At 72.5% G+C, this 24462-nt stretch carries 17 protein-coding genes; all 17 read right to left on the bottom strand.

Annotation, left to right across the window (positions count from 1 at the left end; genetic code table 11):
- Positions 1 to 55: 55 nt before the first annotated feature.
- Complete coding sequence (locus ACOQFB_RS05175) at positions 56 to 3025, bottom strand: fused MFS/spermidine synthase (RefSeq protein ID WP_421608858.1); 2970 nt, start codon at positions 3023 to 3025, stop codon at positions 56 to 58.
- Between the two features lie 70 nt (positions 3026 to 3095).
- Positions 3096 to 5459, bottom strand: coding sequence for an Ig-like domain-containing protein (locus tag ACOQFB_RS05170; protein ID WP_494492485.1), 2364 nt, complete (start codon positions 5457 to 5459; stop codon positions 3096 to 3098).
- Positions 5456 to 6901: an Ig-like domain-containing protein gene (locus tag ACOQFB_RS05165; RefSeq protein WP_494492484.1), complete on the bottom strand. Its 1446-nt coding sequence runs from the start codon at positions 6899 to 6901 to the stop codon at positions 5456 to 5458. Before ACOQFB_RS05165 ends, ACOQFB_RS05170 begins: the two co-directional genes overlap by 4 nt.
- Before the next feature lie 13 nt (positions 6902 to 6914).
- The gene (locus tag ACOQFB_RS05160) at positions 6915 to 8072 is read right to left on the bottom strand and encodes a cytochrome C (RefSeq protein ID WP_421608856.1); all 1158 of its coding nucleotides are present in this window, start codon (positions 8070 to 8072) and stop codon (positions 6915 to 6917) included.
- A gap of 227 nt (positions 8073 to 8299) precedes the next feature.
- Positions 8300 to 9250 (bottom strand): NHL repeat-containing protein, encoded by a 951-nt coding sequence (locus tag ACOQFB_RS05155; RefSeq protein ID WP_421608855.1) that lies wholly within the window; start codon positions 9248 to 9250, stop codon positions 8300 to 8302.
- Positions 9251 to 9258: 8 nt separating this feature from the next.
- Positions 9259 to 10152, bottom strand: coding sequence for an NHL repeat-containing protein (locus tag ACOQFB_RS05150; protein ID WP_421608854.1), 894 nt, complete (start codon positions 10150 to 10152; stop codon positions 9259 to 9261).
- A 5-nt stretch (positions 10153 to 10157) separates the two neighbouring features.
- A complete protein-coding gene (locus ACOQFB_RS05145; protein WP_494492483.1) occupies positions 10158 to 11435 on the bottom strand; it encodes a cytochrome c3 family protein in 1278 nt (425 codons plus the stop codon).
- A 41-nt stretch (positions 11436 to 11476) separates the two neighbouring features.
- Positions 11477 to 13447, bottom strand: a complete 1971-nt coding sequence (locus tag ACOQFB_RS05140; RefSeq protein ID WP_421608853.1) for a cytochrome c3 family protein — start codon at positions 13445 to 13447, stop codon at positions 11477 to 11479.
- 22 nt (positions 13448 to 13469) lie between these two features.
- On the bottom strand, positions 13470 to 15233 hold the full coding sequence (locus ACOQFB_RS05135; protein ID WP_421608852.1) for a peptidylprolyl isomerase: 1764 nt from the start codon (positions 15231 to 15233) through the stop codon (positions 13470 to 13472).
- A 158-nt stretch (positions 15234 to 15391) separates the two neighbouring features.
- Positions 15392 to 16582, bottom strand: a complete 1191-nt coding sequence (locus ACOQFB_RS05130) for a hypothetical protein (protein ID WP_421608851.1) — start codon at positions 16580 to 16582, stop codon at positions 15392 to 15394.
- Positions 16554 to 17129, bottom strand: a complete 576-nt coding sequence (locus ACOQFB_RS05125) for a GNA1162 family protein (RefSeq protein WP_421608850.1) — start codon at positions 17127 to 17129, stop codon at positions 16554 to 16556. The genes ACOQFB_RS05130 and ACOQFB_RS05125 overlap by 29 nt, the downstream gene beginning before the upstream one ends.
- Positions 17130 to 17153: 24 nt before the next feature.
- Positions 17154 to 17348, bottom strand: coding sequence for a hypothetical protein (locus tag ACOQFB_RS05120; protein WP_494492482.1), 195 nt, complete (start codon positions 17346 to 17348; stop codon positions 17154 to 17156).
- Positions 17345 to 18337, bottom strand: coding sequence for a hypothetical protein (locus ACOQFB_RS05115; RefSeq protein WP_494492481.1), 993 nt, complete (start codon positions 18335 to 18337; stop codon positions 17345 to 17347). Before ACOQFB_RS05115 ends, ACOQFB_RS05120 begins: the two co-directional genes overlap by 4 nt.
- Positions 18232 to 19344 (bottom strand): hypothetical protein, encoded by a 1113-nt coding sequence (locus ACOQFB_RS05110; RefSeq protein WP_494492480.1) that lies wholly within the window; start codon positions 19342 to 19344, stop codon positions 18232 to 18234. The genes ACOQFB_RS05115 and ACOQFB_RS05110 overlap by 106 nt, the downstream gene beginning before the upstream one ends.
- 17 nt (positions 19345 to 19361) lie before the next feature.
- Positions 19362 to 20783 (bottom strand): YncE family protein, encoded by a 1422-nt coding sequence (locus ACOQFB_RS05105; protein WP_421608848.1) that lies wholly within the window; start codon positions 20781 to 20783, stop codon positions 19362 to 19364.
- A gap of 150 nt (positions 20784 to 20933) precedes the next feature.
- The gene (locus tag ACOQFB_RS05100) at positions 20934 to 22244 is read right to left on the bottom strand and encodes a cytochrome C (RefSeq protein WP_421608847.1); all 1311 of its coding nucleotides are present in this window, start codon (positions 22242 to 22244) and stop codon (positions 20934 to 20936) included.
- A 414-nt stretch (positions 22245 to 22658) separates the two neighbouring features.
- Positions 22659 to 24452 (bottom strand): tetratricopeptide repeat protein, encoded by a 1794-nt coding sequence (locus tag ACOQFB_RS05095; RefSeq protein ID WP_421608846.1) that lies wholly within the window; start codon positions 24450 to 24452, stop codon positions 22659 to 22661.
- Positions 24453 to 24462 lie beyond the last annotated feature (10 nt).

Genomic DNA, 24462 nt, shown 5'->3' with positions numbered 1-24462 from the left:
GGCGAATCCGCCACATCAGCGGCACCTCGGCCACCGCGAAGTCTCCGCCGGTGCGTCATGGAGCCCGCAGGCATGCGCCCCGGTCCGCCTCCCGCTGGAGTACCTCGCGAACGGCGCCGGCCGATGCCCCCGGCGTCCTGGCCGCCCTCTCGGACGACGCGGTTCTCGCAGCCCCGAGAACCCGGTCGGCATACCGCGCGGTGGCGTCCTCGAGTTGCTCGTAACGACCGCAGAGGATGCGCTTCGCCCACACCTCCCTTCCCTCCATGTCGGCGAACGAGACGAGCACGCGTCCGCGTCCCAGGAACGTGCGGATTGCGGCGAGGCGTACGCGCGTCGCGGTCCCCGACTCCTCGCGCAGGTCGAGTGGAGTCTCCGCCACGACGACCGGCTGGCGCCGATCCTCGTACTGCGCCTCGTCGAGCAGGAACAGGAGCGGTGCGTACCCCGGATCGCGTACGCGGACGGTGGCGAGCAGCTCCGCGAACCCCTGGCTCGACTGTTCGCCCGCGAGGTACTGGGCGTGCGCGAGGTCGAACAGCCGCGCCGTTTCCAGGTTGCGCGACCAGCGGTCGACCGCAGCCTGCCGCTGCTCGGCCGCCGAGGCGGCGGCGAGGTAGGGCACCAGGCTCTCGCGGGCGGCGGCGAGGGCGAGCACGTTGCCGCCCGCCGTCAGCGCACCCTGCGACAGCGGCGCCGAGAACTCGAGCGTGAGGTTGTCGTCCCTGTTGATCCTGCCACCCCGGGCGAACTCGCGGGCGCCGGCGTCCCCGAGCACGAAGTAGGCGAGCAGATCCCGGACGGACCCCATGTGGACGGCCGCGAGATCGTCGCGGATCGCGGGGTTCGCGAGGCGCCGCTCCAGGCCGGCCTCGTCCACCACGATCGGCTCGTTCGAGCCGATCAGCACGGCGTCGTAGTAGGTGAGCCAGACCTGGACGTGCGGGAACGCCTCGGCGAACGTCCGCAGCACCGTCCGTACGTCGTCGGTGGACAGCTCGTAGAGCGGGAGCCACTGGCTGACCATGCCGCCCGGCGCGAGGTGGTCGGCGACGGTGCGGAAGTACTCGACCGTGTAGAGGTAGGCCGCGCCGCCGGACCACGGGTGGATGGGGTCGGAGGTGATGACGTCGAACCTCTGCCGCGTGCTGGCGAGGTGGTTCCGGCCGTCGTTGAACACGATGTGCAGCCTGGGGTCGTCGAGGACGTGCGCGTTCCACTCGGAGAACGTACGCGCCACGCCCAGCACGCCCTTCTCGATCTCCGCGAGGACGATCCGCTGGACCTCCGGGTGGATCGACGTCGCGCCCAGGGTCATCCCGCTGCCGGTCCCGAGGACGAAGACGCTGCGCGGGTCGCGGTGCAGCAGCATCGGAAGGTGTCCGAGCGCGCGCTGGAGCTGCACGTCGATGGGCGCGTTGGACGCCTCCGGCCTCCCGTTCACGATGAACGTCTGCTGGACGTCCCCCCGTGCGCGGATCACGCTCACGGTCTCGTCGACGCCCTCGTGGTAGTAGAGGACCTCCGCGTCCTGCAGGCGCGCCATGGCGCGCTCCGGGGCCTCCACGGTCCGGCGCATGTTGGAGAAGGTCGCGAAGAACTTCTGATCCCAGACGCGCCCCCAGGCCGGCGCGGCGCCGCGTGCGACGAGGAGCGCTGCACCGAGCGCTGCGACGGACGCGACGGCCCACCGCCGCATCGAGGCGCTCGCCGCGATCGCCAGGCCGCACGTGACGTTCACGATGATCAGCATCTGCAGGGAGCGCTCGATCCCGAACAGATAGACGAGCGCGAACCCGGTCGTCGCCGAGCCGAGGATGGCGCCGACGGTGTTCACGGTGAGGAGCCGACCCACGGCCGCCCCCGTCCCGGCACGGCCGGCCGACCAGACGGCCCCCGCGACCGGGAACGCCAGGCCCATCAGGAACGACGGCAGCAGCAGGTACGCGAACGCGATCCCGAACGAGGAGCCGACGCGCTCTGCGAACCCGGTCAGCGCCAGCCCGGAGAGCAGCTCGCGCGCGTGCCCCGCCGTGAGCGGCAGGTCGCGCATGAGGATCGTGACGGCGAGCGCCGACAGGCCGATCAGGACCTGGATGCCCCCGAACAGGAGGACGCCAGCGTGCCTGCCACCGACGAACAGCCGGCGGACCAGGCCGAACGCGTAGCTGCCGAGCGCGATGCCGACGAGGAACGCCACCAGCATGACCGTGAAGCTGTAGACCGAGGTCCCGACCACCAGCGTGAGCATCCGCGTCCAGAGCACCTCGTATCCCAGCGCGCAGAAGCCGGACAGGCCGATCCCGAGGAGCGTGAGCCGGGCGGCGAAGTCGTCCGAGCTCCCGCGCGCCGGCTCGGCCGCGCCCGCGCCATCGCCTGCCGCTGCGCGTCGCGCCGGCGAGACCCGCACCAGGGACTCCATTCGCTGCAACACCATGGATGCCGCGCCCACCGCGATGCTCACGCCCGCAGTCATCAGCAGCGTGGTGGTGACCCCGAGCCGCGGGAGCAGCACGAAGCCGGCCGTCAGGGCGCCCACGACGGCACCCAGGGTGTTGAGCCCGTACAGGAGCGAGAGCTGCCTCGCGACCCCACCCTCCGGGGCCGCGAAGAACCGGCTCAAGGTGGGGAGCGTGCCCCCCATGAGCGTCGTCGGGACGATGATGGCGAGCGCGGCGAACGTGGTCCGGACCACGGTCAGGTAGAGCGGGCTCTCCTCCGCGACCCGCGCCAGCGGAACGTACAGCGCGGGATAGATGCGCATCAGCCCGACGAACGCGAGCGCGGCCAGGCCGATCCCGAGCTCCAGGAGGCCGTACAGCCTGAGCGGCCGTTCGCTGCGGTCCGCCCGGGAGCCGAGCAGCGCGGCGCCCAGCGCCTGCCCGCCCATGTAGACCGCGAGGACCGTGGTGACCGCGAGGTGCGACGCACCGAAGACGACGCCGAGGGAACGAGCCCAGGCGACCTCGTAGACCAGGCCCGCCGCTCCGGACACGAAGAAGAGGAAGAACACGAGGAAGCGCATGTGCCGTCCATGGTGGCGTCGCCCCGGATCCCGTGACGCCGGATCCGGCGGCGACCGCTCGACCGCGAGCTCAGGGAGACGTGACGGTGATGGAGACGATGCCCGAGGCCGACTGCCCGTCGGTGTCGGTGACCTGGTACGTGAACGTGTCCGCGCCCACGTAGCCGGCGGCGGGCGTGTAGGTGATGGTCCCGTCGGCGTTGGCGACCGCGGTCCCGTTCGCCGGCGTGCCCGCGGTCACCGAGGCCACCCCGTCCACGACGGCGTCGTTCGCCAGGACGGCGATGATCGCCGCGGTGTCCACCGGCACGGTCGCCGCATCATCCACCGGGACCGGCGGTCCGTCATCCACCGGCGTGACGGTGACCGACACCGCCGCCGACGCGACCTGGCCGTCCAGGTCGGCCACCTGGTAGGTGAACGCGTCCTCGCCGAACCAGTTCGCGGCCGGCGTGTAGACGATGCTGCCGTCCGCCTGCACCGCGGCCGCTCCGTGCGCCGGCGCAACCAGCAAGCTCACGGTGGCGGGCGGATCCACCACGGTGTCGTTCGCGAGGACCGCCACCGCGGCCGGCGTGTCCTCCGCCGTCGTCGCCGCATCCGCCGCCGCCACGGGCGCGCCGCTGTCGGCCGGGGTCACCGTGACCGTGACGTCCGCCTGCGCGGTCTGCCCGTCGAGGTCGGCCACCTGGTAGGTGAACACGTCGGTGCCGTTCCAGCCCGCCACGGGCGTGTAGGTCACCGTACCGTCCGCGTTCGCCACCGCCGCGCCGTGGGCGGGCGCCGACAGGATCGTGACGGTGGGCGGGAGATCGAGGACGACGTCGTTCGCGAGCACCGGGACGATGGCCGGGCTCCCCTCCGCCGTGCTCGCGGAGTCGGCGAGCGCGACGGGCGTGCCGCTGTCCACGGCGGTGACCGTGATGCTCACCGTCGCGCTGGCGGCCTGCCCGTCGAGGTCGGCCACCTGGTAGGTGAACGCGTCCGCACCATTCCACCCCGCCGCCGGCGTGTAGGTGACGGTCCCGTCGGCGTTCGCGATGGCGGTGCCGTTCGCCGGAGGGACCAGGACGGTCACGGTCGCGGGGGGATCGACGATCGTGTCGTTCGCGAGCACCGCGACGAGGGTGGCGGTGCCCTCCGCCGTGGTGACCGCGTCGGCCACCGCCACGGGCGCGCCGCTGTCGACGGGCGTGACCGTCACGTTCACCGTGGCCGAGGCGGTCTGGCCGTCGAGGTCGGCCACCCGGTAGGTGAACGCGTCGGTGCCGTTCCAGCCCGGCGCCGGCGTGTAGGTCACCGTGCCGTCCGCGTTCGCCACCGCGTTCCCGTGCGCCGGCGCCGAGAGCACGGTCACCGTCGCCGGCGGATCCTGGACCGTGTCGTTCGCGAGCACGGCGACCGTGGTCGCGGTGCCTTCGGCCGTCGTGGCAGCGTCCGCGGTCGCCACCGGCGCGCCGCTGTCCACGGCGCTCACCGTGATGCTCACGGTCGCGCTGGCGGTCTGCCCGTCGAGGTCGGCGACCTGGTACGTGAACCCGTCGGCGCCGTTCCACCCCGCGGCGGGCGTGTACGTCACCGTGCCGTCCGCGTTCGCCACCGCGGTGCCGTGCGCCGGCGCCGAGACCACGGTCACCGTCGCCGGCGGATCCTGGACGGTGTCGTTCGCGAGCACGGCAACCGTGGTCGCGCTCCCCTCCGCCGTGGTCACCGAATCCGCCACCGCCGCGGGCGCGCCGCTGTCCACCGGCGTGACCGACACGCTCACCGTCGCGGACGAGGTCTGCCCGTCGGCGTCGGCGACCTGGTACGTGAACCCGTCCGCGCCGTTCCATCCCGCTGCCGGCGTGTAGGTCACCGTGCCGTCGGCGTTCGGGATCGCGCTCCCGTGCGCCGGCGCCGCGATCACGATCACCGTGGCGGGCCGATCGAGCACGGTGTCGTTCGCGAGCACCGGCACCACGAGCGCGGCCCCCTCCGGCGTCGAGGCCGAGTCCGCCACGGCGACCGGCGCGCCGCTGTCCACGGCCGTCACCGTGATGCTCACCGTCGCGCTGGCGGTCTGCCCGTCGCCGTCGGTCACCTGGTACGTGAAGGCGTCCGCCCCGTTGAACGCCGGGGCCGGCGTATAGGTGATGGTGTGGTCGGCGTTCACGACCGCCGTGCCGCCGGCCGGCCCGGCGGTCACCGCGAGCGCGGAGACGCCGTCCACCACCGTGTCGTTCGCGAGGACGCCGATGACGACCACGCCGCCCTCCGCGACCGTCACCGCCTCGCCCGCGGCCGTGGGCGGCCCGTCGTCGACCGGGGTCACCGTGACCGAGACGGTCGCAGTCGCGACCTGCCCGTCGTAGTCGCTCACCTGGTAGCTGAACGCGTCCGCGCCGAACGCGTTGGCGGACGGCGTGTAGGTGATCGTCCCGTCGGCGTTCACCGGGCGGTGCCCTTCCCCGGCGCGGTCGCGATGGTGACCGTGGCGGGCGGATCCTGCACCGTGTCGTTGGCGAGCACGTTCACCGTGGCCGCGGTGTCCTCGAGCGTCGTGACCGCGTCGTCCACCGCCACCGGCGAGCCGCTGTCCACCGCGGTCACCGCGACGCTCACCGTCGCCGAGCCGGTCTGGCCGTCCGAGTCGGTCACCTGGTAGGTGAACGCGTCCGGGCCGAAGTAGCCCGGCGACGGGGTGTAGGTGACCGTCCGGTCGGGGTTCAGGACGGCCGCTCCGTTCGCAGGGCCCGTGAGGATGGCCAGGCCCGCCACGCCATCCGCGACCGTGTCGTTCGCGAGCACGTTCACCACCACGAACGAGCCCTCGGACACCGTGGCGGCGTCGTCCACCGCCACGGGCACGCGCATCGCGGCGGTGGTCAGGTCCCAGCTCAGCTGCACCACCCCGGCCGTGGCGCAGTCCAGCGTGTACTGGCCCTGCAGGTGGTCCTGCGAGATCACCGACCCGGCGGCGAGCGTCCGCTTGCAGGTCGGGTGGTAGATGCCGAGCGTGTCGAACTGGAGCGACAGCAGCTCGTCGTACGCGGGGCCGCCGGCGTAGCTGCACGAGAGCGGCCACCGCGCGGTGATGCCGAACCGGAACGCGGGCGAGGCCATCACCTCGGCGATGGTCGCCTCGAGCTCGAACGCCGTGTCCGCCGCGGTGCAGGCGACGTCGGGCGCGGTCACGGTCGCGGAGTCGAGCGCGAGCGTCCCCCACTGCAGGAAGTAGGCGCCGCCCGGGTCCTCGGCCGCGTAGTTGAGCGCGAGGCTCCCGGTCGCGGTGTAGGTCTTGCTCAGGGTCGAGTCCACCGTGACGGTGCCGTCGAGATCGCGGGCGGAGCTTCCCACCAGGCTCCAGTCGCTGAAGTGCAGCGAGGCGACCGTCAACGTCCCGGCGGCGAGGTCACGGGCGATGTCGCGGTCGCGGTACCGCAGCCAGAAGCCCTGGCGCTCCTGATACGCGACGGCGATGCCGTCGAGCGGCGTGCCCGCCGGCCCCGCCACGAACGTCAGCTGCACCGGCGCGGAGAAGATCGTCCCCTCCGGGCCGAGGCGGTAGGCCTTGGTCGGATCGATCGCGCCGGGGGCCGTGTTCGTGATCTCGTCCACGGTGAAGGCCACCGGCGAAGCCACGGCACCGGCGGGGACCGTGACCGTGAGCAGGCCGTCCGGCGAGACGAGGGTTCCGCCCTGCCCGCCGATCGTCGCCGCCGAGGAGAGGCCGAGCACCCGACCCTTCGGCGACGGCTGCGGGTAGCCCTTCCCGGACGAGCTCGATCCGCCGCCGGCGCCGCAGGCGGCGAGCAGCGCGAGGACGGCGGCGCCCGCCAGCGGCCCGCCCGCGCGCCGAAGCCACGTCCCCGCTCGTCCTGCCTGCGCGCTCATGCGGTCCTCGCCGTCACTTCGCGTGACACTTGTTGCACAGGCTGGTCTGGAAGGTGGCGAACGCGGTCGGCTCGCGGTCGTACATCGCGCCGCGCGTCTCGGCCCGGGTGCGCCCCTGGGCCACCGCCGCCCGCCCGGCCTCCCCGATGGCGTCGATCCCCGGCCACTGCCCGCTCGCCACCACGTACTCGCTCTTCACGTTCCAGCGTAGCGATCCGTCCCAGCCCGAGGCGTGCGCGCGATGGCAGGAGAGGCACATCACGTTCTCCTGACCGCGCACCGGCCCGGTGCGCACCATCCCGTCGCTGGACGTGCTCGCGGCGAGCGTCGCCCGATCCGCGGTGCCCTCCTCGTACGGCACCAGCGACGTGTAGGCGAGCGCGTAGCTCCCGCCGAGGTCACCGGTCTTCACGTAGGCGTTGTACACGTTGGCGAGCATCCCGAGCTTGGCGCTGCTGCCGGAGGGGTGCATGAACTCCCCCGGGCGCGTCGGGTTCGCCGGGGTGTGGATCGCGCCGTGGCAGTTGCCGCACCACTCGGACATCCCGCTCCCGTACGCCACCCGGACGTCGGAGATCCGCTCGCCCTGGTTGTAGGTGCTGGGCGCGAGCGCGACCGGCGGATCCGCCGAGAACGCGTTGACGCCCGCGAGCGTCCGCGGCTGGTAGCCCACGCCGGCCAGCATGCGATAGGTGCCGATCGCGGTGGTCTGGGTCGGCGCCACGTACGCGGTGCGGTCGCCGTACGAACCGGAGGCGACGATGGGCGCGCCGCCGGTGGCCACGACCCCGCCATCCCGCACGCGGTACTTCCCGTGCGGATCGTGGCAGCTGATGCACGAGAGCTGGTTCGAGGGATAGCTGCCGCCGGGCGCGGTCGGATGCCTGGGATCTGCGAAGCGGCCGTAGTCGGCGGCCACGATGTTGTGGCCGTGGGCGTCGCCCGGGCTCGTCTCGAGCCCCGCCGTGCCGGCCCAGGACCACGACTTCGCCAGCCACGCGAAGTCGCCGCCCGGCGTCATGTTGAGCGGCGCGGCGCCGGGCTGGACCGAGAGCGAGTAGACGGAGTGCGGCGCGGAGGCCACGCCCGCGTGGCAGAGGAGGCAGGTGGAGCTCGCGTCCGCCCCCTGGACCAGGGCCGAACCGGAGGTCTTCGTCGTGCTGCCGTGCATCGTGTGGCAGCCTTCGCAGCGGGCGGCGCCGCCGGAATGGAACGCCAGGGCCGGCGCTGCCGCGAGCAGCGCGACCGCCGCGGCCGCGAGTCGACGAACCCCTGGCACTCGCTTCGACGCTGACACGATCCCTCTGCCGCCGTCCTGCGGCTTGCTGTCCATCCAGTCTTCGCCTGCGTCCCGCGACCGGGTTACGTCGCGGCGTTCCGCACCCTGCGAGGCCACGCTCAGCGGCCATGCACCAGGAACGCGCTGACGCCCCGGTTTCCTCCCTGCGATACGAAGAGCACGCCGTTGCCGACCGCCATCTCGCTGGGGATGACCAGTCCCGCCGCGCCGCCGGCGGACTCGCCGGCGAACTGGAGGTCCGGCCCGAACACCATCACGACGCGCCGGAGCTGGTCCGCCACGAAGATGTTCCCCTCCTCGTCCGCCACGATCGGCCCCACCACGTTGAAGAGCCCGGGCCGGCTGCCGCGCTGGCCGAAGACGCGCACCGTCCCGTCCGGCGCGAGGACGTATGCGTGGAACAGGGTGGGGATGGTGAACAGGACGTTGCCGCGCGGGTCCACGCTGAAGCCGTGCAGCTCGTTGCCGTCCGCCGAGGCGCCCTCCAGCGCCAGCTTGGCGAGGTCGACCGCGCGGACCGTCGCGCCCCGGAGATCCGTCACCAGCAGCTTGAGCTTCACGGTGTCGGCGAGGTAGACGAGCCCGTCCCGGTACGCCAGCCTGGTCGGCGTGAACGCGCCGAGGCTCGCCGGCGCCGAGAACTGCAGCTCGCCCGTCTGCGTGCCCCGGAAGTCGGCCCGCAGCACCCGGGGCCCGTCTCGCTCGGAGAGCAGCAGCAGATCGCCGTTCTCGATCACCGCGACGCCGCGCACCCAGCCGAGCTGGCCCTCGTCGCCGAAGCGGTACACCTCGACCCCGGTCCGGTTGAAGACGCGCACCCCCTCGCCCGGCGCGATGACGTAGAGCTCGCGGCGGGCGGCGTCGTAGCCGAGCGTCGCCCAGCTCATCGCGATGGGACCGTCCAGCGCCGCCACGTCGTAGAGGTACGCCAGCGAGACGGGACGCCGTGCGTCGCCCTCGCCGGGCGCGGGCTCCGCCGACCGGGCCGCACGAGGGAGCGCCTGCGCGATCGCGAGTGCGGCGACGAGGGTGATCGGGATGCGAGCCACTCGCCTCCTCACCGGCCGGTGTCGAACACCTGGATGCGGTCGTTGCCGCGATCCGCCACGAACACGGCGCCGTCCGGCTCGAAGCAGATCTGGGCGGGGTAGTAGACCAGGCCGGGGCTCCAGCCGAGCGCGAGCTGCCGCCCCTGGAACGAGCCGTCGGAGCCGAGGATCGCGATCCCGCCGCCGTGCTGGTCCACGACGTACAGCTTGCCCTGGTGGAACGCCAGGTAGGTCGGGAAGCTCATCACGTCCTTGCGCGACTCGGTGAGGCGCTTGAACGCGGTGGCGCCCTTGTCCGCGGTCCAGATGCCGGCGCCCACCGCGTCCACGGCGTAGAGCGTGCCGCCCCCGTCCACCGCCACGTCGGTGAACTGCGCCCCCTCGCGCGGCAGCTCGACCTGCCGGGTCACCTTGCCGGCGGGGTCGGTGACGAGCACCCGCGGCCCGAGGACGTCGAGCACGTAGAGGTTGCCCGCGCCGTCCACCTTGAAGGCGCCGGGGAGCGTGCCGGCCGGCGCGCCCTGCAGGTCGACGTTGCCGAGGAAGGCGCCCTTCGCGTCGAGCCGCACGATCTTGCGCAGCTTCTCGTCCAGCACCAGCACCTCGCCCTTGGGATCCAGCTGCACCCGGTACGGGTACGGCACCTGTGCGAGCTTCACCTGCGTGCCGCCGCTGAGGCTTCCGTCACGGTACGTGTACAGCAGCAGCCGGGCGTTGCCGGTGTCGGCGACCACGACGGCGCCGCCCGCCCCGCAGGCCACGCCCTCGGGCCGCCTCAGCTGGCCCTCCTTCGGATCCGAGTAGACGGTGGTCTGGTGGCGGAAGGCCTGGGCGGCGCCCACGGCCGGCCCGAACACCATCGCCAGGCCCAGCACCGACTGGAACACGATCGCTCTCGACACGGGCGTCACCTCTTGAACGACTCGTGGCACTTCGTGCACAGGTCGGTGGTCGTCGGGAACGGCAGCATCTGCGCGTACTCGGTCCCGTGGGCTCGGTGGCAGCTCAGGCAGTCCACGTTCCGGTTCGGGTTGCGCGGATCCTTCACCTTCTCGCCGATCGGGTGGGACGAGTGGCGCTGCCAGTCGTGGCACTTGCCGCACATCTCGATCCGGTTCGCCCCGGTGAGCATGAGCGGCGTGTCGGACGAGTGCGGATCGTGGCAGGCCCCGCACTCCCCGGCGCCGACCGGCTCGTGCTTCGCGGGCGAGAGCTTCTGCCGCTTGATGGTGTCCGCGTGGCACTCGCCGCAGACCACCGTCAGGTTCGCCCGCGGCAGGCCCGCCTGCTTCGACGCGTGCGGACCGTGGCAGGTCAGGCAGGCGTCGCCCTCCAGGACCGGCCGGTGCACCCGCGCCTTGGCGGTGAACTCGCCGATCTTCGGCGCGTGGCACAGCTTGCACAGCTCGACGCCCGCCTGCTTCGGCTTGAAGCGGTTGGGGGAGCCGGGCGGCTCGTGGCACTGCGCGCACTGCCCGCGCGCGACCGGCGGGTGGACGTGGTCGTAGAGCATGCCCGGCTTGTTCGAGCCGTGCGGGTCGTGGCAGGTCGTGCAGCGCGCCTTCCCGACCGGGTAGTTCATGTGCTTCTTCAGGAAGATGGCGCCGTCGGGGCGGTGGCACCCAACGCAGAGATCCGGCGCGTCCTTCTTGAGCAGGCTCGGCGCAGCCGTGGAGCCGTGGACCTCGTGGCAGGTCGCGCAGTCGTTCTCGACCGGCTTGTGCTTCACCTTCGCCGCCGCGATGCCGTCCACCAGCTTCTTGTGACAGCCGGCGCAGAGCTCCGCGCCGCCCTTCAGCAGGTTGTTCTTGAAGTTCGAGGCGTGCGCCGCGTGGCAGCTCGCGCACTTGCCTTCGCTGACCGGGGCGTGGAGGCTCTTCGCCGAGGCGGGGACCATCGCGCCGTGGCACCGGGCGCAGATCTGGCCGCCGGTGTCCGCGAGCAGCTTGCCGTGGTCCGAGGCGTGCGGGTTGTGGCAGCCGACGCAATCGCGCGTCCGGACGGGCGTGTGCACCGACTTCTGCGCGAGCTTCTGCTCGAAGTCCGCGTGGCAGTCGAGGCAGAGCTTGCCCTCGGCGCCCGCCTTCAGGCGGTACGGGTTGCCCTGCTTCGGCGCGGCCGCGGTGGGCTGGGCCTTCGCCGGCGGCGCCTTGGTCGCGGCCACCGCGGGGCCGGCCGCAGCCATCAGCGTGAGGAGGAGAGCGATTCGCGAGCGCATGGGTCCTCTCACTTCGCGGCCACCGGCAGGTGGCAGCTGTCGCACTGGCGCGCGGCGAAGGGCGGGTGGACCGCCGTCTTGAGGAACTTCGGGTCCTTGGACGAGTGCGGGTCGTGGCACGCCACGCAGTGCATCACCTTCGGGTCGATGCCCGCATGGCGGGTCGAGAACTGCGACGCCTTCACGTCGTGGCACTGCTCGCAGAGCGCCCCCACCGGCTCGCTGGTGAGCTTGGGCTGCGCCGACTGGTGCGGCGAGTGGCAGGAGAGGCAGTCGTCGGCGGGCGCGTGCCGGGTCTCCCCGGCCATCTTCTCCTTCTGCTTGGTGTGGCAGGAGAAGCAGAGGTCCGGGCCGGCCGCGTTGAGCAGGCCCTTCAGCTTGGCGCCGTGCGGGTTGTGGCACTTGGTGCACTCACCCGACGCGAACGCCGCGTGGACGCTCTTCGCCGACTCGGAGTTCGCGGCCACCTTGGCGTGGCAGGAGAGGCACAGCGCCTTCTGGTCCTTCACGATCATCCCGCCGGCGTTCGAGCCGTGCGGATCGTGGCAGGTCAGGCAGGCCCCCTCGGCGAACGGCTTGTGGACGACGCCGGCGGAGGCGAGCTTCATGAGCTCGCCGTGGCACCCCTGGCACATCTTCGCGCCGTCGGTCTTCAGCAGCTTGGGCCGGTCGGCCGAGTGGCCGGCGTGGCAGGCGCTGCACTTGCCCTCGAGCACGGGCTTGTGCGTGTGCGCCTTCACGAACCGCGTCTCGGCGTCGGCGTGGCACCCGAAGCACAGCTTGTCCTGGCGCGACCCGGTCATGCCCGGGAAGTCCGAGCCGTGCGGATCGTGGCAGGTGGCGCACTCGCCGTCCGCGAACGGCACGTGGACGACCTTGCGCTTGGTCTGCTCGGCGACCTTGGGGTGGCAGGCGGCGCAGCTCTTCGAGACCTCCGCCGCGAGGAGCCCCTTCACCGGCGCCGCGTGCGGCTGGTGGCAGCCGAGGCAGGCCTTGGGCCCGGACATGGGCTTGTGCGCGACCAGCTTCCTCGCGTCCTTGCCCGCGTGGCAGCCGGTGCAGAGCGCGGCGCCCGCGGCCCGGGTCATGGCGGGGTTGTTCGAGGCGTGCGGGTCGTGGCAGGCGACGCACTCCTCCTTGCGCACGGGCGCGTGGACCACCTTCTGGCCCTTGGTCACGTCCTTCGCGTCATGGCAGTTGGCGCACAGCTTGCCCCCCGCCTCCTGCACCGCGAACGGCTTCGGGCTGCTCGGAGCGGCGTGGCACTGGTCGCAGCCGCCGGACAGCGCCGAGTGGACCGAGGCCTTCATCAGCTTCGGCTGGTCGGAGGAGTGCGGCTCGTGGCAGGCGCTGCAGCGCTTCCCGGCGACCGGGTACCCCCCGTGCGCCTTGGCGAACCCGCCCGACGTCGGCGCGTGGCACTTCACGCAGAGCTGCCCCTCCTCGGCCTTGAGGAGCGACTTCTGCGCCGAGGCGTGCGTCGCGTGGCAGGCGCCGCAGCCCTCCTTGGCGAGCACCGGGTGCACGTTCTTCCGCTCGAACGCCTTGCGGTCGTGGCACTCCCAGCAGGCGGCGCTCCCCTCCGCCTTCAGCATGTGCGGCGCGTTCGAGCCGTGGACGGCGTGACACTGCGTGCACGACCCGGTCCTCAGGACCGCGTGCACGTTCGGCTGGTCCATGCCGATGGACGCCGGCTTGTGGCACGAGTAGCAGAGCTTGTTGCCGCTCTCCTTGAGCAGGAGCTTCGGGACGATGCCGTGGCGCTGGTGGCAGGCCTCGCACTCGCCCTTCTTCACCGCCTCGTGGGTGAAGCGGAAGGCGGAGAACTTCTTCGCCTCCTCGGTGTGACAGTCGAGGCACTCCTTCCGCTTGAACTTGCGATCGGCGGCGCCCGCCCCCGCGGGCGCCGCGAGCACGCCGGCGGTGAACGCCGCCAGCGCGAGGATCCGCCAGAGTCTCATCGTGCGCGTCACGGCCATTCCCTCGCTGGAGGACCCAGCCTCAGTTGCCGATGCGGGTGATGAACGTCTCGATCTCGTGCGCGGCGCGCAGCTTCGCGGCCCAGTCGGTCACCGCGCGGTTCAGCGCCTGCCCGAACAGCTTCTTCTGGATGTCCTTCTTGGCCTCCTCGTACGGCTGGACCTGCGGGTCGGTGCGCGACACCACCAGCACCACGTAGCCCTGCCCCCTGGGCCCCTGGTGCATGCGGTAGTCGCCGACCTGCGCCGACGCGAGCGCCCCTGCGAGATCCTCCGGGAGCCCCTTGGCGGAGAGGAGCTGGCCCTCGAAGTCGAGCGCGCGCTGACCGGGGGTGAGCTGCCCCTCGGCGTTCGCCTTGAGCCACTTGAAGTCGGTGCCGCGGGCGAGCCGCTCGGCGGCGCGCTGCGCGCCCTTCATGTCGGGGAACGCCAGCTGGTCCAGGCGATACAGGGGCGCGGCGGTGAACTCGTCGCGGTGGCCGTCGTAGTACGCCCGCAGGTCCTCGTCCTTGAGGGAGACGTCCGGCACCAGCACGCGCTGGACGAACGTGCCGAACACGAGCGAGTTCTCCTGGTCCGCGACGGCCCGCAGGTACTCCTCGGACTGGTCGAGCTTCCGGACCCGCGCCTCCTTCGTGAACACCCGCTTGTAGATGAGCCCGTCGAGCCGCGGCCGCTTGAGCTTGTCCACCCGCTTCTCCTGCTGCGGCTTCTCCACGCCGTGGAAGAACTTCTCGCCGACCGCGTTGGCGAGATCGCCCACGGTGATGGGCGCCTCGCCGGCGATGCGGGCGATGGGCCGCTTGTCCTTGACGAGCACGGCGAACCCCGGCTTCGGCGCGTCGAAGTCGATCTTCCGGAGCAGGGCCTCGTCGATCTTCACGTACTTGCGGTCGAGCTCCTTCCGGAACGCGATGAGGAGCTGCCCGCCCTGCCGATCGATCGACGCCGCCTCCGCCTCGGCCCGCTTCGCCGGATCGTCCGGGTAGACGAGATCCTCCACGTAGAGGACGGCGGACCCGTTCTGCAGCTTCAGCGGCGCAGTGACCTGGCCCTTCTGCAGCGGCTGGAGCGCGGCCACGACGGCGGGCAACGCCTGGTCGGGCGACAGGATCTCCGGCTCGCTGCTGCCCTCCGCCTTCTTCTCCGCGATGAGCTGCTTCGCAAGCTCGGGGAAGGTCTTTCCGCCAGCGAGCGCGGTCTTCACCGCCGCCGCGTCCTCCTCCTTCTTGAAGAGGAGGGAGCGCACCTTCCAGCGCCGCACCGACTCCTTGTAGATGCGCTCGACCTCGAGCGCGTCGGGCTTGACGTCCTTGGTGACCTGCTGCTGCAGCGTCTCGCGCAGCGTCACCTCCTTGAAGACCGTCAGCTGCTCCCTCAGCTCGGGCAGCTCGTCCAGCCCCATCTCGCGCGCCTCCATGATGAGGAGCCGCGAGTCGATGATCCGCTGGAGCACGGCCTTGAAGTCCGGCGCCGTGGCGGCCCCCGCGCTCCGCTCACCGTGCGTGGACGCCAGGGCCTCCTGGAGCTCGGAGAGCGGGACGACCTGGTCGTCGATGCGCGCGATCGGCATGCGCGCGAAGAGCGGCGAGAACAGGGGCGCCTCGATGCGCGCCGTCATCGGCGCCGCCTTGGCAGCGGCCGCCGGGTCGGCTGCCTTCGCCGGCTGGGCCGCCGCGCCGGGGCCGGACGGCTTGGATGGCTCCGCCGCGAAGACGGCGCGGGGCGCGGTGAGCGCGAGAACGGCGACGAGCAGGGAGCGGGACGTGACGTGCGGGATGGTCATGTGGGCGGCCGACCTCGATGCAACGGTTGTGCCTCGCGACTACATCGTAAGATGCGGAAATTTCGGGCTCTTTTCAGGTGGATCGAGCCCTCCGAGCGCAATGATTGCGCCGCGCGACGGATTCCCGCAGCGGCCGTCGGCGAGCGCGTTCTCGCCGGTCATCGGGTCCCGTATCCGCGGCGCACGGAGCCCCGGGTCCGGCTTCGAGGGGAAGCCTCGTCGGCGCCGCCCGAGCCGCGCGCGACCTGCAGGTCCATCCGATCCACCACCGACGCGGCGACGCGGCACAGGAGATCGGCGGAGTTCCGCACCAGGCCGAGATCGAACCACCAGACGCCATCGGCGCCGTCTCCCTCCGAGACCGAGCTCCACGCCACGACCTCGTGGGCGCGATCGAGCACCTGGAGCGTGAACTCCACGCGCGCGGCGCCGGACGCGCCTCCGCCGTCCTCGTACCGACGCACCACGCCGGCGACCACCAGGTCGGCGTCGAGCTTGTCGAGCACCGTGCTCGCGACGTCCACGGAGACGCCGCCGGGCATGAGCAGGCGGTTCTCCAGCAGCACCGACCGGACCAGGCCCGGCTCGACGACCTCGACCGCGGGCGAGGCCGAGAGCTGCCGGGCGAGCTCGAGCGTCGCCGCATCGCCTGCGCTCCGTCGCCGCGTCTCGTTCATGAAGGGCAGGACCGCGATCTTGAAGGGCCCCTCCCGCAGCCGGGGCGAACGGAACACCAGCCGCGGCCGGAAGCGCCGCTCGGGCTCGCAGCGGCTGGCTCGCGCGCCGCCGTGCAGGAATGCCCGGAGCGACCGCCCGAGCCGGTCGAGCACGATGCGCTGGACGCGCGCCGGATCGTGGATCAGCCCCAGGCCGAGCAGGCCGGGCCGCTCGTCGCCGGAGCGCACCGCCCCGTCGATCCAGAGGATCCGCGGCGGCCCGCCCGTGGACACGAGCCGGAGCGTGACCGCGAGCATGGGAAAGGACTGCGGCTGGTAGGCGCCCACCGAGGCGACGACGATCGCGTCGACGCCGAGCTCCTCGCGCGCGGCGACCGCGGTCTCCGCGTCCACGCCGCCCGTGCTGCGAACCCGGTGCCGGGCCAGGAACTCGTCGAGCGCCTGGCGGGGCACGACCTCGAGCCCGGCGCGCGCGACGGTCTCCTCGACGGCGCGGTCGAAGTCCTCCGCCGGCGCGGGTCCTCCGCCGACGTTCACGCTGGGGAAGACGGCGACGCGCGCCGGGGCCGGGGTCGTGGCGACGGGTACGCGCGCCCCGCCGCACCCCGCGCCCCACGCCGCGAGCGCCAGCAGCAGCGCCGTCCTAGTGGAAGAGCTGCGACAGGAGGTCATCGACCGCCTCCTCGGTGATCCGGTTCACCGGCTCCCCCCCGCTCCCGAGGAGGCGGTCGCTGAGGGAGACCCCTCCCTTGGTCGACTGCCCCGACCAGACCACCTTCCCGGTGGAGGCCTCGAGCATCTGCGCGCTGATCGAGACCACGTTCGAGGCCGTCGTGCCGGACCGGACCTCCCCGTACTCCTTGACCACGCCCACGATCACCGCGTCCGCCTTGAGCACCGAGCCGAGCTTCACCACCTCCTCGACCGAGGGGCTGGACGGGAGCGCGACGCCGGCGCGCGCGATCCCGCGGGCGACCTCGCCGGGCGGCAGCACGTAGATGCCACCGGTCGCCAGGAGCGCGCTCGAGAACACGTCGCGCACGCGATCGGCCGCGGCCGCCTCGCGGGTCAGGTTCGAGAACGGCATCACCGCGACGGTCCGGATCGAGCCGAAGTCCATGTTGGCGTCGTGGTACACGCGGCCGGAGGAGCGGCAGGCGCTGGCAGCGAGGAGCAGCGTCATCGCCAGGCAGGTCGAGATCGAGGTTCGGGTCGTCATGGCATGCTCGAGCGTGCGTCGCGTTCAGGACAGCGTCAGGAAGAGATGGAGCATCAGGGAGTCCGTTCTCGTCCTGCTCTGCGGGGAACGGTTGTCGATGTTCGAGTAGTTGAGGTCCAGGTACGCGTTCGGCCGGAGGTTCCAGCGAACGCTCCCGCTCGTGGACTTGGTGGTCGCGTCGGCGACGTCGTCGGAGGTCTCCTGGTGCTGCGCCGTCAACACCAGGTCCCCCCCGCGCAGCGGCGCGTACGAGACCAGGTAGTTCCAGAGCAACCGGGGGCTCGTTCCGGACTGCGTGGACCTCGTGGCGCCCGCTGTGGCGAGCAGCGCGGGGACGGGGTGAACGTCACCAGCCCGGACGCCTGCTGCCCCTCCGAGTCGCGCACCCGCTCGCCGACCTCCGTGCGCGTCCGGTTGTAGCCGTACGTCCCCGACAGGTTCAGCGCGCGGTTCGGGACGATCGAGGTGGTCGCGGAGGTGAACGTCGTCCGGGTCGAGGATCCCAGGCCCGAGACGTAGGACTGGCCGGCGTTCCCGGTCACGCTCAGCCCCTGGTACAGGTCCGCGCGCGCGAAGACGCTGGCCGAGTTGCGGAGCTGGTCGCCCTCCTTGAGCTGCGACCAGGCGCCGGCATAGGTGGCTCCTGCCGACGCAGCCGGGATCGGGTTGACGCCGAGCGAGGTGCCCCAGTCGAACTGGCCGACGTGCTCGCCGCCGGATCGGCTGTCCGTTCGCGCCACGCGCGCGGTGAGCGTCGCCGTCCGGTGCAGCCGCTGCGTGAGCCCGAGGCCATTCGCGATGGTCCACGCCGCCGACGTCCCGCTGGCCTTGGCCAGCTGGAAGCTGAGATCGTGCTGCAAGGCCGGCGAATCCAGCAGCCGGGTGGTCACCGTGCCGCTCACCGCGTTCGTGAGGCTGGTGCTCCGGCCCGCGACCGCCGCCGCGGACACCTCCTCGAACAGCATCACGTCGGTGACGAGGATCGCCCCGAGCGCCGCGTCCGTGGTCACGGTGGCGGCGAGCGGCCGGGTCACGACCTTCAGGTACTTCGACCGGGTCCGCTGGATGGGGATCTCGAACCGGTTCTGGAACGGCCCGAACGTCACCGCGCCGTCCAGGGGCACCGGCACCCAGTTGACGTTGTCGTCGCTCCGCCAGGCGGACCACTCGACCGCGCGCCAGACCGACTCCGGCAGCAGTCGATCCACCCAGACCTGCACCACGTTGACGGGCTCGAGCGGCTCCCCCATCTGCACGCCGAGGTCGCGCTGCGCCGTGTCGCCGGCCAGCGTTCGCTGGAAGCCGAGGTCGATCCCGGCGCTCGCCTGGACGTCCCGTCCACCAGCGCCGGGTTCGGCTTGAGCGTGTCGGTGGACGGGATGTCCGGGAAGGTCTCCACGAGCGAGAGCCCGGAGAGCGGCGGGCGCTGCGTTCGTACCGCCCCCAGCTCCGAGGTGGCCTTGGTCTCGGAGATCGCGCTCTGGAGGCCGTAGGTGAGATACGCGTTGGAGCGACCCTCGAAGAAGCGGCGCCGGTACGTCGCCGTCGCGACCTGGCCGAGCGTCCAGGTGCTGGTGTCGTCGACCCGGTCGTCGACGGTGCTGTAGGTCGTCGCGTAGGACAGGCCCACCTCGTTCGTCGGCGAGTACGTGGCGGTGACCCCCGCGGTCGTGCTGGACGTGTCGTACTGGGCGCGGTCCTCGTCGAACTGGTTGGTCCGGCTCAGGCGGAGGTTCAGGTTGGGCAGGTCCGCCGGGCTCCACCTCATCGACGCGCCGTAGGTCTCGCTCACCAGCGTCGGCACGCGCGTCCGCTGGCGGCCGCCGCCCGCAGCCTCGGCGCTGTACTTCGCGTCCACGGTGTCCCGATCGTACGTGAAGCTGCCGCCCAGCACCGTCCCACCCCACCCGAGCCCCGTCGAGAGCGTCCACTCCTGGCGCGTGCTGTCGGAGGACGCACCGTCGGTATCGGACCAGATCTCGTCTCGCAGGAGCATGCCGTTGGCCCGCCACAGCAGGGCCTCGGTGAAGGCCTTGTCCAGCCCGAGCCGGTACTGCTGGGTGAGGCTCTGCGAGTCGGTCGTGGTGGTGAGGCCCGTCGCGTCGGTGAGCCGCAGCCGCGTGAGCGCGTACGTCGGCTCGGCGGCGACCGAGAGCCCGTCGGCGCGGGTGGCGCCCGGCCCGAGCCCGGCGGCCGCGACGAGCAGGATGGTCATGGCTCGCAGCGCTCCCCTCAACGCCGCTCCCCGGACAGCGCCAGATCGTAAGGCTCACGCCCGACCTCGAACAGGCCGACCTGGCGCTGCGCGGTGAGATCGACCACCGAGACGGCCCGCCGCTCCGGCAGGAGCGCGAACAGCAGGTTCTGCGTCGCGTCGAACACCAGGAACGAGGCCGCGCCGCCCACGTCCACGCCCCCGAGCGGCACCAGCGAGAACGGGTCGAACACCGCGAGCGCGGGGCTGCCCGCCTGCGCGACGTAGAGGAGGTCGGTCCGGGGGTCGACGAGGATCGCGCTCGCCCCCAGCCCCACGAACAGCCGGCCCGCCGGCGCGAGCCCGGGGAGCGTGTAGATCGACAGGTACGCCGAGCCCGCGTGGACCACGAACAGCCGGGAGCCGCTCCGGTCGAGGTCGCCGCGGAGCGGCTCGGGCTCGGTCGCCGCCGAGCCGACCGCGGCGCGGCGCGTGACGTCCACGGCGGTGACCGTGTTGGCGCGCCGTCCGAACACGTAGGCGCGGTGGCGCTGCGGGTCGAGCCGCAGCGACCAGGGCTCCTCGCCGACCGTGACGCGACCGACCTCCACGCGTGCGCTCGTGTCCAGGAACGAGACGGTGCTGGAGCGCCGGTTGACGGCCAGCAGGGTCCGGCCGTTCTCGACCAGGGCGACGTCGTACGGTCCGTCGCCCGGGCGCAGCCGGATCGGCTCGCGCACCTGGCCGTTCGTGAGGTCCAGGACCTCGATCCGGTCCTCGAGGGAGAGCGCCACGTAGGCGAGGTTGGCGCCCTCGTCCATGGCCACGCCCGCGGGCCCCATGCCCGTCGCGATCGCAGCGGTCACCTGGCGGTCGTACCGGTCGAACGCGACGAGCACGTTGTCCGCCGTGCTCGCGCAGTAGCCGATCCGCTGCGGGTGGGTCGTCTCCGGCGCCAGCAGCGAGAAGCGCGGCGCGAACGCAACCTCGTCGCCGGCCGGCTGCGCCTCGCGGAAGACGAGCCACAAGACCTGCGCCCGCCCGGGCGTCACCGTCAAGGCGGCGGGCACCTGCACCGCCTCGGAGCGAACCAGCAGATCGGCGGGTCCGTCCGGCGTCTCGAGGCGAGCGCGGCCGACGTGGATGCGAAGCCCCGCGTAGTTGCCGGCGGGGAGCCGCCCGTGCGCGAGGAGCCGCTGCCGCCCGCGTCCGTCGCGGCCCACCTCGGAGAGCGCCACCCGCATCGGCTGCGCGCCGCCCTCCCCCGGCCCGAGAATCTCGACACCGGTCACGCCGAAGGTCACGTTCTCGACCTCCCGGCCGACCGGCTGCAGGTAGACGTAGAGGTCGCCATCGGCGCCGAGCGGCCCCGGGTTCGCGGACCGTGCGCGCACCGCCGAGCACCCCGAGCCGCCGATGGCCAGCAGCAATGCGAGCGCGGCGCCTCGATGTCGGACCATGGGCGACCCCCGCCCCACACTTTGCCACGACGCGCGAGCCCGTTCCATCGGGGCCGGAGCGTCCCGGTGGCAATCCGGACAAAAAAAAGAAAGGAGGGAGCCGCGTGCTGCGCGGCTCCCTCCGGATCCAGCTACGTCAGCAAGCGACCACTAGTCCTTCGCGTGGCACTTGTTGCAGAGCGACTTCTGGAACGTCGAGTACGCGGTCGCCGGGCGGTTCTGGTGCGCCGCCTGGATGATCGCGGAGCTGCGCCACTCGCCGCGGGCGCCGGCCTCGACGCCGTAGTACTCGCCGGCCTCGATGATGAACTCCTTGTCGGCCCAGCGCAGCGCGAACTCGTACGGCGACGCGTGCGCGCGGTGGCAGGAGAGGCACATCACGCCGCTGGTGCCCGCGACGGCGGTGATGGACGGCGTGCCGGTCACGCCCACGGCCTCGGCCTCGAGGGAGGCGCGGTCGGCAGCGTGCTGCTCGAAGGGGACGATCGCGTCGTACGCGTTCGAGCCGGTCAGGTCGCCCGACTTCAGGTAGGTGTTGTAGTTCGCGGCCACCGTCGCGCTCATCGTGGCGGTGTTGCCGGCCGGGTGCTTGAAGATCTGGCCCGAGGTGTTGGTGTTGTTGTGCATGCCGGGGTGGCAGGTGGCGCACCACTCGGACATGCCGCTGCCGTACGCGACCACGACCTGGCCCGCGCGCGTGCCGGCGTTGAAGGTGTTGAGCTCGGAGGAGTTGTAGCTCGACGGCGCCACGGCGACCGGCGGGGCCACCGTGAAGGCCGGCTGGGTGGCCGAGGACTTCGGCTGGTAACCGACGCCGGCGAGGAGGCGGTACGCGCCCATCGCGGTGCCGGCGGGGAGCGCGCCACCGATCGGGTAGGAGCCGGACTCGGCGATCGGCAGGCCCGTCACCTGGGCGCCGGTCGCGTCGAAGCGCGCCTTGCTGTGCGGGTCGTGGCAGGAGACGCAGGAGAAGTTCGCGCCGTTGTACACGCCAGCCGCGTCACCGGCCGGAGCGCCCGGACGGGTGTCGGCGACCATGCCGGCATACGCAGCCGCGATGACCGAGTGGCCGAAGCGCCGCTGGTTGCGCGCGCCGAACCCGGTGTTCGCCTGCCAGCCGAAGTCGCCGCCCGGGGTGAAGTTCACCATCGACGCCGCGAACGTCGCGGTCGTGGCCGTCACGAGGCTGGGCTCGTACACGTGGTAGCTGCTCACGCCGGCGCGGCCGTGGCAGATGAGGCAGGTGGAGCTCGGGTCCTGGCCCTGGAGCAGGTAGGCGCTGGCCTGCCCGATCGTCGGGTTGTTGCCCATGACCGTCGACGCGGTGCCCGCGCCGGCCGTCGTCGAGTTGTGCATCGTGTGGCAGCCCTCGCACTGGGCGACGCCGCCGGCGTGGAACGCATACGCCCGGCCCGAAACGAGCGCGAGCGCTGCAACGATTGCGAAACGCGTGAACTTCATCGTGTCCCCTCTGCTCCGTTCAATGGGGCCGCCATCCATTGGCGGCCCGGCTGAGTTGCTCCGCTGCGAACCTTCTTCCCTGCTGCCCCGGGGTCGGTCATCCCGGCTCCGGCGGCGGTGCTGCGTCCCCGTCACTACGTCGCGCCGCCTCTGTGCATGCGCGGTGCCGCCGGAGCGCCCGGCCGGATCGCGCGAAATCGGCCGGATCCGCGGCTTGCGCGAGCGACCACGGCTCGCGATCTGGGGGATTTCACCCAGGCCGGGGGAAGGCACCCACACCGGAACCCCCAACCGCGCCCCCACGCCGCGAGCCGCGGCCCGCGAGCGCCTCGCGCGCGCCAAGCGTGGACGCAAGCGATGCGCGCGCTCGACGCACGCGTTGCGCGGCGAGGGTCGCTCCGGACGGCCAAGGTGCTAGCGGCCGCGTTCCAGCAGCGGCCGCGCGAAGGTCTCGAGTCGGAGCGCCAGCTCCGGCGATGCGGTGCGCAGCGCCTCGATCTGGCGTCGCGCGCCCTCCGCGTCGCCGAGCATCACCCGCGCGACCCCGAGGTTGAACGCCGCCTCCGCGCTCGTCCCCAGCATCGCCCCGGCGTCGCCCAGCACCTGCGCCGCCTCGGCGTAGCGCTGCGCCCGCACCAGCGCGGCGCCGAGGTTCGCGTACGCCTCGGGGTAGTCGGGTCGGAGCGCGATGGCGCGCCGGAACAGCGCGATCGCGTCGTCCAGGGCGCCGCCCGACTCGAGATAGAGCCGCCCGAGGTTGTAGCAGGACTCCGCGTGCCCGGGATCGATCCGCATCGCGGCGAGGAACGCCGCCTCCGCCTCGTCGCGGCGCCCTGCCTCCTCCAGCGCGACCCCCACGTTGTTCAGCGGCCTGGGGCTCCGCGGCGACTTCCGCGCCGCGTCGGCCCAGAGCGTGAACTGGCTCTCCCACACCCGGTTGCGCGCGTGGGTGCCGGCGGCGAGCACGGCGGCGAGCACCGCGCCGGCAACGACGTTCGCCGCTCCGGCGCGCGCCGGGGCGAGCCACGCCGTCACCCAGCCGATCGCGACCGCCGCGGCCAGGAAGAAGCCCACGGACGGGAGGTAGACGCGGTGTTCGTTGATCACGTCCACGATGGGGAAGACGCTCGACTCCACCGTGAGCGCGAGGAGGAACCAGAGCACCCCGAAGCCGGCCAGGGCGGCCATCGCGTCGTCCCGGCGCCTCCGCACGACCGCGTAGAGCGCGAGCGCTGCCGCGAGAAGGATCCCCGCGCTCGACAGCAGGACCGGCCCGTCCAGGAACGAGAGGTGGATCGGGTGCACGTGATCCACGTTCTGCCCGATCGGGAGCAGGAGCAGCCGCACGTACTCGACGACCACGGTCGTCTCGGTCGCGAGGTACTCGAGCCGGCCGAGCGTCGTCTGCACGCGGGTCGCGCTCGCGGCGGCGGAGAGCACGTCCGAGACCGCCGCCCCGGCGAGCGTTCGCGCACCGATCATGGTCAGCGGGATCGAGAGCGCGACCAGCGCGAAGGGCGTCAGCGCGAGCGCACGCCGCCAGGGACGCCCGTCGAGGAACGCGAGCTCGAGGAGCGCGAGCGCAGCGGGAAGCGTGACGGCGATCTCCTTCGTCCGGGCAGCGAGCGCGGCGGAAGCGACCGCGCCGGCGTAGGCGGCGACGCGACGCCCGCGCGCGCCGGGGGGGGCGAGCCGGGCCCACAGGTACAGGACCACGCTTCCGACGTAGAAGAGCGTCGCCAGCGAGGTGAGCCGCTGGACGACATACGTGACGGCCTGGGCCTGCAGCGGGTGGCACGCGAAGAGCGCCGCCGTCACGAACGCGAAGGCGCGGGGCGACCGCGCGACCCGCGACCCTGCCAGCCTGGGCGTGCCGAGGAGCAGGACGGCGAGCCCGTAGACCAGGCACGCGGTCGCGAGGTGGATGGCGACGTTGACGGCGTGGTAGCCGGCCGGCGCGAGCGCGCCGGCGCGGTAGTTGAGCGCGAACGTCAGGTAGCCCACCCAGCGGTTCGGGCGGCCGAGGTACCCGTGCCCGCCGGGCAGGTAGCCCCCGAGCTGCCGGATGTCGGGGTTGTGCACGATCGAGGGGAGGTCGTCGAAGACGAACCCGCAGGTGAGCGCGTTGGCCCACGCGAGCGCGCTCAGGGCCAGGAGCGCGGCGATGTACGGTCCGTGACGGCCCGGCCCCTCGAAGGCGCCGGACATCTCCGAGGCG

Origin of the sequence: Anaeromyxobacter sp. Red801 (assembly GCF_049201065.2) — a bacterium.
In the GTDB taxonomy this organism is placed as follows: domain Bacteria; phylum Myxococcota; class Myxococcia; order Myxococcales; family Anaeromyxobacteraceae; genus Anaeromyxobacter.
The sequence above is the reverse complement of the archived record's forward strand: the minus strand, read 5'-3'. Positions and strand labels throughout refer to the sequence as shown.